The following is a 10176-nucleotide window of genomic DNA, read 5'->3' on the forward strand; positions in this document are numbered from 1 at the left end:
GGCGCAGTATAGCGACTCGTTCGTCACGCGCGCCGGCTACAATGCGGCACTTTGCCGACCAAACCGCCATCGCGATGCCATCGCTGATCTATCTTGCCTGGGGCCGCCCGCAGCGCCCGCGCGCCAATCTGATCCAGACCCTGCACACCGTTGAAGCGCTCGACGAGCTCGGCGCGCAGGTGCGTCTGTGCCTGCCGCCGCTGCCGCGCGGCTTCGACCTGGCCGGCTTTCTCGCCGGTATGGGCATTCGCCGGCCGCTCGATCTGCGCGCCTGCCCGAGCCTGCACCGGCGCTGGGGCGGCTGGCCGTTCGCGCTGCTGCACCGGGGCGAGCTGCGCCGCGCCGATGTCGTCTACACCCGCGTGCCGCAGCTGAGCCGGGTGCTGGCGCGCTTCGGCATCGCGCACTGGCTGGAGATCCATGACACCGAGCCGCTGGCGCAGGCCGGGCGGCTGGCGCCGCTGATCGCGCTGGCCGCCGCCGGGCGCATCCGCGGCTTCGTCACCGTCAGTGCCGCCGGGCGTGAGGCGCTGCTGGCTGCGGGCGCTGCCGCCGGGCAGGTCGCGGTGCTGCCCAACGGCGTCGATCTCACGGCTTTCGGCAGCGTGCCGCCGCTCGGCGTGCAGGATTTCGCCGCGCCGCGTGCGCTCTACGTCGGCCGCATCAGCCGTGATCGCGGCCTGGGCCTGTTCGAGCGCATCGCCGCGGCCGGCACCCCGGTGACGCTGGTCGGGCCGCGCGACCACGATCCGGCGCCGGGCAGCGAAGGTCTGCGCGTCGAGCCGGCGGTGGCGCATGCGCGCGTGCCCGAGTGCTACCGCCCGGCGCAGCTGGCGCTGATGCCGTATCAGACCGATCTGGCCCACGCCACCTCGATCAGTCCGATCAAGCTGTTCGAGGCGATGGCGGCCGGCCGCCTGGTGATCGCTTCGGATCTGGCACCGATTCGCGAGCTGGTGCAGGACGGCGTCAACGGCCTGCTGGTGGCCGCTGACGATGCCACTGCGTGGAATGCCGCGATCGCGCGCGTGCGCGCCGATCCGGCCTGGGCGCTGGCGATGGCCGAGCAGGGACGCCGCTCGGTCGAGGCGTTCAGTTGGCGGGCGCGCGCACAGCGCCTGTTGGCGCTGACCACTCCACAGCGGGTGGCCGGCTCTGTCTTCGGGAGTTCTTCGTGATTCGGGAACCACAAACCATCCGCCGCTTCCTGGCCTTCGCCGCCACGCCGTCCGGCACGCGCTGGCTGGCGGCTGTTGCCGTCGTGACCTCGATGCTGTTCGCCGAGGCGGTCGGCGCCATCATCAACCGCGACGGCATCGTCTATCTGCGTGCCGCCACGGCTTTCCTCGACGGCGGCCTGAGCAGCGCGATGGCGCAGTACAACTGGCCGGCGTATTCGATCTTCATCGCACTGCTCTCGCGCGGGCTCGGCTGCTCGCCGGAGATCGCCGGCCACCTGCTCAACGGCCTCAGCCTGCTGATCCTGGTCGATGCCTTCATCCGCTGCGCGCATCTGCTCGATCGCGAGGCGCGGCCGTGGATTCCGGCGCTGGTGGTGCTGTCGCTGCCGGTGCTCGGCCACCGCCTCGATATCTACCGTGACTGGGGCTATCTGGCGTTTGCGATGCTGTCCTGTGTGCCGCTGCTGCGCTACTGGCTGGCAGCGCGCGGGCGGCTGCGGGACGTGCTGGCCTGGCTGCTGGCACTGACGATGGCGCTGCTGTTTCGCATCGAAGCCGCCGCGCTGCTGGTGCTGACGCCGCTGCTGTTCGCGCTGCAGCCGCGACCGTGGGCCGAGCGTCTGCGCAATGCGCTGCTGTTCAGCATCGCCTGGCTGCTGCCGGTGCTGCTGGCGCTGCTGGTCGGCGGTCTGCGCGGCCAGCTCGACTTCGGCAAGCTCGCCGAGGTCATCGCCTATGCCGATCCGGACAGCTCGCTGGTGCGTTTCAGCGAACTGTCGCAGCGTTTCGCCGAAGCCGTGCTCAATAAATACAGTGACGATTACGCCGGTTACATGCTGGCGGCCGGCATCGTGGCGATGGTCGTGCGCATGATCTTCACCAACCTCGGTGCCTTGCTGAACGTGCTGCTGATCGTCGGCGGCTGGCGCGGCTGGGGGCGTCTCGGCAGTGGCTATCGCCTGCTGTTCGGCCTGCTCGGTCTGCAGGTGCTGGTGGTGACCGGTTTTCTCGCCAACCGCGTGATCACCGTCAACCGCTACGCACTGTTCGGCTCGCTGCTGCTGATGCTGCTCACCTGTGTCAGCATCGAGCGCCTGCTCGATGCCGGCCGGCGTTCGCGCAAGGGTGATGCGCGGGCGCGCAGCGTGATCCTGCTGGCGCTGGCGATCGCGGTGACGGTCAACATCACCGCGCGGCCCGATGCCAAGGAATATCTGCGCGACGCCGGCGAGTGGATGCACGAGCAGCTGCCGGTGCAGGCGGAGCTGGTCGCCAATGAAGACCGCCTGCTGTACTACGCCGGCCGCGGTCCCGGACCGAAGCTCGACAATTACGAAAAAATCGTCGCCGAGCTGCAGCGCGTGCGGCCGCCGTACTACCTGGCGCTGCGCTTCGATGACGAGCACGTCGAGCGTATGCGTGCTCTGGTCGGCGTGCAGCCGCTGAAGGTGTTCCACAGCGCCCGCGCCGATGAGCGTGCCGAGGTCTACTTCGTGCCGGCGGAGCGCACGCAATGACGCGGCGCGCCGCGCCGCTGTCCGCAGGGCTGGCCGTTCCTTTCGCGCTGCTCGCCGTCTGGCTGAGCGGCGGTGTGCAGATCGGCGCCGGCAATCACGCCGGCCTGCTGCCGGTGGTGCGCCGGCTGCTCGACCCCGGCTATCTGCCGGGCGATTTCGGCATCGAGCTGCGGCTGTATCACCATCGCGTGTTCGCCCACCTGCTGGCCTGGGCGGTCGAGGTGTTCGGCGAGACCGGCGGCTTCGTCGTGCTCACGCTGCTCGGCATGCTGCTGCTGATGCTGGCGCTGTGGCGGCTGGCGCGGGCCGGCGGTCTCGGCGCCGCCGGCTATGCGCTGCTCGCGGCGCTGCTGGCGACGGCGACGGCCTTCGTCGGTCGCGGCATGGAAATCAACGATTTCCTCGGCAACGGCCCGATCATGCCGCCGACTTTTTCCCATGCCGCGGTGCTGATGAGCCTGACGGCGCTGCTGGAGCGCCGGCCGGTGGCGGCGCTGGCCTGGACGGGCGTCGTCGGCCTGCTGCACCTGCAGGTGGCGGCGGTGTGGCTGTGCGTGCTGTTGCCCCTGCTGCTGGCCGGCTCGCCGCGGCCGAATGCGCGGCAGTGGCTCGGCGGCCTCGCGCTGCTGCTGCTGTGCGCGGCTCCGGCGCTGCTCGATCTGTGGCGTCTGGCACGTGGCGGTCTGGTCGGCGGCAGCGGCAACGCGCTGGCCGACATCGCCTTTCGCATGCCGCATCACTTCGAGCTGCGCGGCGCGCGGCATGCGCTGTGGCCGCTGGCCTACGGTGTGCTGCTTGCCGTGCTCTGGCGTCGCCTGCGCCGGCAGCAGGATGCGCTGGCCGCGGTCTACGCCACGCTGTTCACGGTCTGTGCGCTGCTCGGCGCCCTGGCGCTGCTGCATTTCGCCGATTACCACCTGCTGCGCTGGGGGCGCATCGCGCAGCTGCAGTTCATCCGTCTGAGTCCGCTGCTCAGCGTGCTCGGCGGCCTGGGTCTGGTGTTCGTGCTGCAGCGCTGGTTCACGGCGCGCTGGCCGGCGCGGCGTGAGGCGCTGCTGTGGGCTCTGTGCCTGGCAGTGCTGCTGCCGAAGGTGTTCGCCGAGTGGCGCGAGTACCGCTTCGCCCATGTCGGCGTCGTGCGCTTTGCGGAATCCTCGGCCGAGTGGATCGCCGTCTGCGACTGGGTGCGCGAGCACACGCTGGCCGCCGAGCGGTTCCTGACGCCGCCGGGGCATGCGGCCTTCGTCGCCCTGGCCGAGCGTTCCAACGTTGCCGAGATCAAGGTCAACCCGGACGGCGGCCGCGGCATGCCGGAATGGCAGCAGCGGCTGCGTGCGCTCAGCGGTGGCGAGCCCTTGCCGGACCGGCATGATTTCGGCGCCAACGCGGTGGCGCTCGATGCGGCTTATCAGCGCCTGTCCGCTGCGCAGCTGCGCGCGCTGGCGCAGCGCTACCAGGCACGCTACGCGATCCTGCTGCCGTCGATGCCGGCGCCGGGCACGGTGATCTACGACGCCGGCGGTTATCGCGTGCTGGATTTCGCCGCCAGCAGCTCGCCGTAGACACGGCGGTTGCCGGCCACCATCGCCGCGATCGAGAACTCGCGCTCGACGATGGCGCGGCCGGCGGCGCCGAAGCGGGCGCGCAGCCCGGCGTCGGCCAGCAGCGTGATCAGCTGGCGGGCGAGTGTCGGCACGTCGCCCGGGGTGTGCAGGTAGCCGTTCTCGCCGTCGTGGACGATTTCCGGGATGCCGCCGGCGCGGCCGGCGACGATCGGCAGGGCACAGGCGGCCGCCTGCAGCAGGGCCACGCCGAGGCCTTCCATCGCGGCCGGATGCACCAGCAGGTCGAGCCCCGGCAGCAGCCGTTCGAGATCGTCGCGAAAACCCGGCAGCTGCACGGTCTGGCCGAGGCCGCGGCGTTCGATGTCGGCGGCGATGCCGGCCTGCAGCGGCCCGCGGCCGAACAGCAGGAAGCGCACCCGCGGCTGCGCCGCCAGCACCGCGGGCAGCGCATCGAGCAGCGTCTGGTGGCCTTTGCGGGCGATGAACTGCGCGGCCATGCCGACTACCAGGGCATCGTCCGGGAGCGCGAATTCGGCGCGCAGGGCGGCGCGTGCGGCGGGCGCATCGGCGGCCGGGCGGTAGCGCCCGGTGTCGACCGCGCTCGGTACGCAGACCACCTTGGCCGCCGGCACGCCTTCGGCGAGCAGTACGCGGCGGATGCCCTGTGAGATCGTCACCACACGGTCGTAGAGCCGGTATTTCAACGCCACCCACGGCCGGGCTTCCGGGTTGTCGACGCGGCGTGACAGCAGCACCGGCACGCCGGCGAGGCGGGCGGCCAGCGCGCCCCACAGATCGGCGCCGCGGCGCGAGTGCAGATGCACCAGGTCCGGGCGCTCGCGGCGCAGCACGGCGAACAGCCGCCACGGCATGCCGAGGTCGGTATCGCCGCCGAGCGGCAGCTCGATGACGCGCACGCCGAGCGCGCGCACCGCCGCGGCGATCGCCGCACCGCGTGTGCATACCAGCAGGTGCTCGTCGCCGGCGACCCGGCTCAGCTCGCGCAGCAGGAACACCACCTGCAGCGCGCCGCCGTAGAGGTGTTTGCCGGCTTCGATGTGGACGACTTTCATGGCGCGGCGACCTGCATCGCGGCGGCCAGCACGCTGGCCGCGCTGTGGTCGCGCATGCAGTCGAAGCGCCCGGCGCAGGTCGGCCGCCGCCGGCACGGTGAGCACTCGCGCGCGCTGTAGAGCACGCGGGCGCTGGCCGCACCGGTGTCGAGGTAGGGGCGGGTCGAGCCGAACAGCGCCAGGGTCGGTATGCCTTGGGCGATGCCCATGTGCGTCAGCCCGGTGTCGACGCCGATCAGCAGCCGGGCGCGGGCGATGATCGCCACCGTCGCCGCCAGCCGCGAGCGGCCGGCGAGGTCGATCAGGCCCGGCGTCGTTGCGGCGATGCGCGCGGCGGCGGCGCGGTCGCCCGGTCCGCCGAGCATCAGTACCCGGCAGCCGTAGCGGGCGGCGAGCTGCGGCACCAGCTCGCCCCAGCGCTCTTCGAACCAGTGCTTCTGCGGCCGCGTGGTGAACGGGGCGATGACGATGAACGGCGGCAGCGGGGCCTCCGCGGCGACGTCGAGCACTTCGCGCAGCAGCGCCTCGGCCTCGGCGTGGGCGCTGGCGGCGACGCACAGGTCGAGGTGGAAGTCGCTGTCCTGCGCGCCGAGCGTACGCGCCAGCAGGCGGTATTCGGCGCCGATGCGCGGATCGCTGCCACGCCGCGGCAGCACGCGCTGCACCAGCCATTGCGCGCCTTCGCGCGCGCCGATGCCGATGCGCTCGCGGGCGCCGCTGGCGCGCGCCCATACGCCGCTCTTCAGCAGGCCCTGCAGATCGAGCGCGAGGTCGAACTGACGGCTGCGCAGCGTGCGGACGAAGGCGCTGATCGCCTGCCACAGCGCACGGTAGCGGCGCTCGCGCCACAACCGCCGCCATTCGCCGCGCGGCCAGACGATGACTTCGTCGAGGCGCGGGTTGTCGGCCAGCAGCTCGCGCACCGCCGGTTCGGCGAGCCAGGCGATGTAGGCGTCGGGGTAGCGCGCGCGCAGCGCCGGCAGCAGGCCGGAGGCCATCACCACGTCGCCGATCGCCGACAGCCGTACGATGAGGATGCGCCGGCTCATGCCTGCCGCCCTGCCGCCAGGCGTGCGTAGAGTTCGAGGTACTGGCGCACCACGGCGTCGCGGCCGTGATGGGCGAGCAGTTCGGCATGGCCGCGGGCGGCGACGGCATCGCGTTCGGCGGCCGGCAGCGTCAGCACTTTTTCCAGGCAGCCGGAGAGCGCCGGCACCTCGGCGACCGCGGTCAGCCAGCCGTTTTCGCCGTCGCGGATCAGCTCGCTGGCGCCCGGCGTGGTGGTCGCCAGCACCGGTTTGGCATAGCTCCAGCCTTCGAGGATGACGTTGCCGAGGGTTTCATGGCGCGAGGGGCACAGCATCAGTTCGGCCTCGTGATACCAGTCGCCGGGGGCGGCCAGCCAGCCGGGGAAGTGCACGCGCGTATCGAGGCCGAGGCGGCTGCGCTGCGCCAGCAGTGCCTCGCGCAACTCGCCGTCGCCGCCGATCACCAGGTGCAGCGGCCGGCCGTCGAGCTGCGCCGGCAGGCGGGCGAAGGCGTCGAGCAGATCGTCGAACCCCTTGATCGAGATGAAGCGGCCGAGTGTGAACAGCACGCGCGCCTGCGGTGGAATGCCATGGCGCTGGCGCAGCTGCGCCCCGGCGGCGCTGTCGCGCGCGGCCGGTTCCGGCACGAAGTTGCCGATCAGGTACACCTGCTCGCGCGGCAGGCCCTGCCCGATGAGCCAGTCGCACAGCTTGCGGGTGTTGCCGATCCAGCCGTGGGCGTGACGGTAGTAGCCGTCGAGCTTGTAGTAGCCGCCGAGGCGGGCGAGGTGCACCGGCCGCTGCCCGGCCGGCAGGTGGGTCAGGCGGGTGGCGCGGCCCATGTAGGTCTGCACGATGTCGATGTCGCGCGCGCGCGCCAGCCGCGCGATCTGCCAGCGGCTCCAGAGGTCCCATTTGTTGGCGAGCGGCAGGTGGATCTGCTCGACGGCGCTGCCCTGCAGCGCCCCGGCGATCGGTGAGCCGCGGCGGGTGACGGCGAGCGCCTGGTGGCCGGCGGTGTTCAGTGCCGTCACCAGGCGCACGAAGAATTGGTCGGCGCCGCCCATCTGGGTCGAGCCGATGATGTGCAGCGAACGCATTCAGTAGCCTCCGCGGCGGTCCTTGCGCGCGTTTTTCATCGCGAGCTTCCACCAGTAGCCGAGCAGGTTGTCACCGTAGGAAATCGCCTTGCGCGGCAGTTCGTAGACGTTGTCTGCGGTGTTCGCCGCGCCGCGGATGCAGCTCAGCGCCGAGCGGTAGCCGGCGTCGATGACGGCGTCGCGCACGCTGGGCGAATAGTCGCCGTAGGGGTAGCAGAAATGCGGCACGGCCTCGCCGAGCAGGTCTTCGAGCTGCGCCTTGCTGTCGCGCAGCTCGCGCGCGACGGCGTCGGCCGCCAGCCGCGATAGCCGCGGGTGACTGACGGTGTGCGAGCCGACGGTGATGCCGGCCTGGCGCAGTTCGCGCAGTTCGCTGGCGCTGAGCATCGGCGGCGTGTCGCGGCCGTCGGCGCCGAGCCACTCGGCACGGCCGCCGACCAGCCCGGAGATCATGTAGACGGCGGCGGGAAAGCCGTAGTGCTGCAGCACCGGCAGCGCGTGTTCACGGAAATTGCGGTAGCCGTCGTCGAAGCTCAGCACCACGCCGCGAGGCGGCAGTTCGCCATCGCCGAACAGGCCGGCAATGGCCGCGTCGAGCGACAGCACGCGGTAACCGGCACGGGCCAGGAAGGCCATCTGCGTGCGAAAACGATGCACATGGCAGTAGCCGGCGCGGTGGTTGCGTGGCGCGGTGAATTCACCGACCTGGTGGTACATCAGGATCGACAGCGGCGGGCGCCCGGGGAGTGGGCGGGGTCCGCTGGCGGGGGCGGCTGCGCTCATCGCGGTCTCGCTGAAGCCGGAACAAAGGTGCACAGGATACGGCCTGCATCGCCGGCCCGGTATCGCCGGTATAGTAGCGACCCCCTGCAGCCGCGTTGAGGCAGACAGCCATGAGTGAGCGCATGCCCGCGCTGTTCCTCGATCGTGACGGCATCGTCAATGTCGATCACGGCTATGTCTATCGCATCGAGGACTTCGAGTTTGTGCCGGGCATCTTCGAGGTCTGCCGCGCGGCGCGCGCGCGCGGTCTGGCGCTGGTCGTCATCACCAATCAGTCCGGCATCGCCCGGGGCTACTTCAGCGCCGCCGACTACCAGCGGCTGACGACGTGGATGCAGGCACGCTTTGAAGCGGCCGCCGCCCCGCTGGCGGGCGTCTATCACTGCCCGCATCACCCGGGCGTGTCCGGGGCGCTCGGCATCGACTGCGACTGCCGCAAGCCGGCACCGGGGCTGCTGCTGCGCGCGCTCGAAGAACTGCAGCTGGATGCGGCGCGTTCGGTGCTCGTCGGCGACAAGGCGCGGGATATCGAAGCGGGGCGGCGGGCTGGTGTCGCGCGTAACTGGCTGGTCAGCGACGAGGCGGGGCAGATCGCGACGGCGCAGGCCGATGCGGTGTTTGCCAGCGTCAGCGATCTGGCGCACCGCCTGGCCGCGGGGGCGGTGTCCTTCTAATAGAAGGAGGGTTCGCCCGCCGGCCGCCCCTTGAAGCGGCGGTGCACCCAGAGGTATTGCTCCGGCGCTTCGCGGACCCAGCCTTCGACCATCGCGTTGATGCGTGCCGCGTCCGCGGTGTCGTCCCCGCTCGGGAAGTTGTCCAGCGCCGGCAGGACGCGCACACGGTAGCGGCCGTTGGGCAGGCGCACACCGTAATAGGGCACTACGGCGGCACCGCTCATCTGCGCGATGCGCGAGGTGGCGGTGATCGTGCGCGCCGGTACGCCGAAGAACGGCACGAAGACGGTGCCGTCGGCCCCATAGTCCTGGTCGGGGGCGTACCAGACGACGCGGCCCTGACGCAGCAGGCGGATCAGACCGCGCAGGTTGTTGCGCTCGATGCTGCTGCTGGCGCCGCGCCACTCGCGCGCGCGTTTCATCAGCTCGTTGAACAGCGGATTGCGGTTCGGTCGATACATCTGATGGAACGGTCGCTGCTGGGCGAGCATCGCGCCTGTCGTCTCGAAATGCGTGAAGTGGGCAGAGACCAGCAGGACGCCTTTGCCGCGGGCGATGGCCGCATCGAGGTGTTCGACACCCTCGACCTCGCCGAGCCGGGTGATCTCCTCGCGTGGCGCCCAGTAGCAGACCGCGGTTTCGAACATGCCGATGCCGGTTGACGCCAGATTGGCTTCGAGCAGGCGCGCGCGGGCCTTGTCGTCGAGCTGCGGAAAGCACAGGCGCAGATTGACGGCTGCGACATGTCGCCGGTGACGGGCGAAGTGGCCACTGAGGTGCCCTAGTATGCCGCCGATACGCAACCGCCACGCCTGCGGCAGTGCCGCCATCGCATGCATGACACCCACGCCAAGCCATACCGGCCAGAAGCGGGGCTGCCAGTACTGTCTCAGGAGAGAGCTGTTCGTTGTGTCCAAGATGGGGGAACCTTTGCCGCAGGCCGGTAGCTTGCACGATTTTATCGAATGCCCCGACGTCGGCTTTCCGACATTGCGCATCCGCATGACGATTGCGTGTCGTTATTTATTCAGTTTGATGTTGACATGCTGCCGAAGATGATTAGAATGCGCAGCCCTCGCTTCGATAAACATTGACGACCTAATTGCAGGTCAAAATGTTGAAGTGAACGAATTACGAAAGTAAGCGCCGCGATTAAAAAGGTGCTTGCGTAGCAGGAAAGGGCGAGTATAATGCGCGCCTCGCTGAACGAAACGGGTCAGCGAAGATCATTAACAGCATGGCTGAGTAGTTTGTG

9 protein-coding genes are annotated in these 10176 nt (G+C 70.2%); 4 read left to right on the forward strand and 5 right to left on the reverse strand.

Annotation, left to right across the window (positions count from 1 at the left end; genetic code table 11):
* Positions 1–74: 74 nt before the first annotated feature.
* The 3 genes from C7443_RS09420 to C7443_RS09430 are packed head-to-tail and all read left to right on the forward strand — an operon-like array spanning position 75 to position 4260.
* Entirely contained in the window at positions 75–1178 is a 1104-nt protein-coding gene (locus tag C7443_RS09420) for a glycosyltransferase family 4 protein (protein ID WP_110018369.1), read from the forward strand.
* Complete coding sequence (locus C7443_RS09425; RefSeq protein WP_110018339.1) at positions 1175–2698, forward strand: hypothetical protein; 1524 nt, start codon at positions 1175–1177, stop codon at positions 2696–2698. The genes C7443_RS09420 and C7443_RS09425 overlap by 4 nt, the downstream gene beginning before the upstream one ends.
* Positions 2695–4260: a DUF6798 domain-containing protein gene (locus tag C7443_RS09430; RefSeq protein WP_110018340.1), complete on the forward strand. Its 1566-nt coding sequence runs from the start codon at positions 2695–2697 to the stop codon at positions 4258–4260. The genes C7443_RS09425 and C7443_RS09430 overlap by 4 nt, the downstream gene beginning before the upstream one ends.
* On the opposite strand, the gene C7443_RS09435 is transcribed toward C7443_RS09430, so the two are convergent.
* The 4 genes from C7443_RS09435 to C7443_RS09450 are packed head-to-tail and all read right to left on the reverse strand — an operon-like array spanning position 4221 to position 8247.
* Positions 4221–5336, reverse strand: coding sequence for a glycosyltransferase (locus C7443_RS09435; RefSeq protein ID WP_110018370.1), 1116 nt, complete (start codon positions 5334–5336; stop codon positions 4221–4223). The two genes, C7443_RS09430 and C7443_RS09435, sit on opposite strands and share 40 nt — an antisense overlap.
* The gene (locus C7443_RS09440) at positions 5333–6385 is read right to left on the reverse strand and encodes a glycosyltransferase family 9 protein (protein WP_110018341.1); all 1053 of its coding nucleotides are present in this window, start codon (positions 6383–6385) and stop codon (positions 5333–5335) included. The genes C7443_RS09435 and C7443_RS09440 overlap by 4 nt, the downstream gene beginning before the upstream one ends.
* Complete coding sequence (locus tag C7443_RS09445; RefSeq protein ID WP_110018342.1) at positions 6382–7464, reverse strand: glycosyltransferase; 1083 nt, start codon at positions 7462–7464, stop codon at positions 6382–6384. The genes C7443_RS09440 and C7443_RS09445 overlap by 4 nt, the downstream gene beginning before the upstream one ends.
* On the reverse strand, positions 7465–8247 hold the full coding sequence (locus tag C7443_RS09450) for a polysaccharide deacetylase family protein (protein WP_110018343.1): 783 nt from the start codon (positions 8245–8247) through the stop codon (positions 7465–7467).
* 110 nt (positions 8248–8357) lie between these two features.
* On the opposite strand from C7443_RS09450, the gene C7443_RS09455 reads away from it, so the two are divergent.
* A complete protein-coding gene (locus C7443_RS09455; protein WP_110018344.1) occupies positions 8358–8921 on the forward strand; it encodes a D-glycero-alpha-D-manno-heptose-1,7-bisphosphate 7-phosphatase in 564 nt (187 codons plus the stop codon).
* Here C7443_RS09455 and lpxL read toward each other — a convergent pair.
* Complete coding sequence (lpxL, locus tag C7443_RS09460) at positions 8918–9925, reverse strand: LpxL/LpxP family Kdo(2)-lipid IV(A) lauroyl/palmitoleoyl acyltransferase (protein ID WP_110018345.1); 1008 nt, start codon at positions 9923–9925, stop codon at positions 8918–8920. The genes C7443_RS09455 and lpxL overlap by 4 nt on opposite strands.
* Positions 9926–10176: the final 251 nt, after the last annotated feature.

The sequence above is a fragment of the Plasticicumulans acidivorans genome (genome assembly GCF_003182095.1).
GTDB classification, from domain to species: domain Bacteria; phylum Pseudomonadota; class Gammaproteobacteria; order Competibacterales; family Competibacteraceae; genus Plasticicumulans; species Plasticicumulans acidivorans.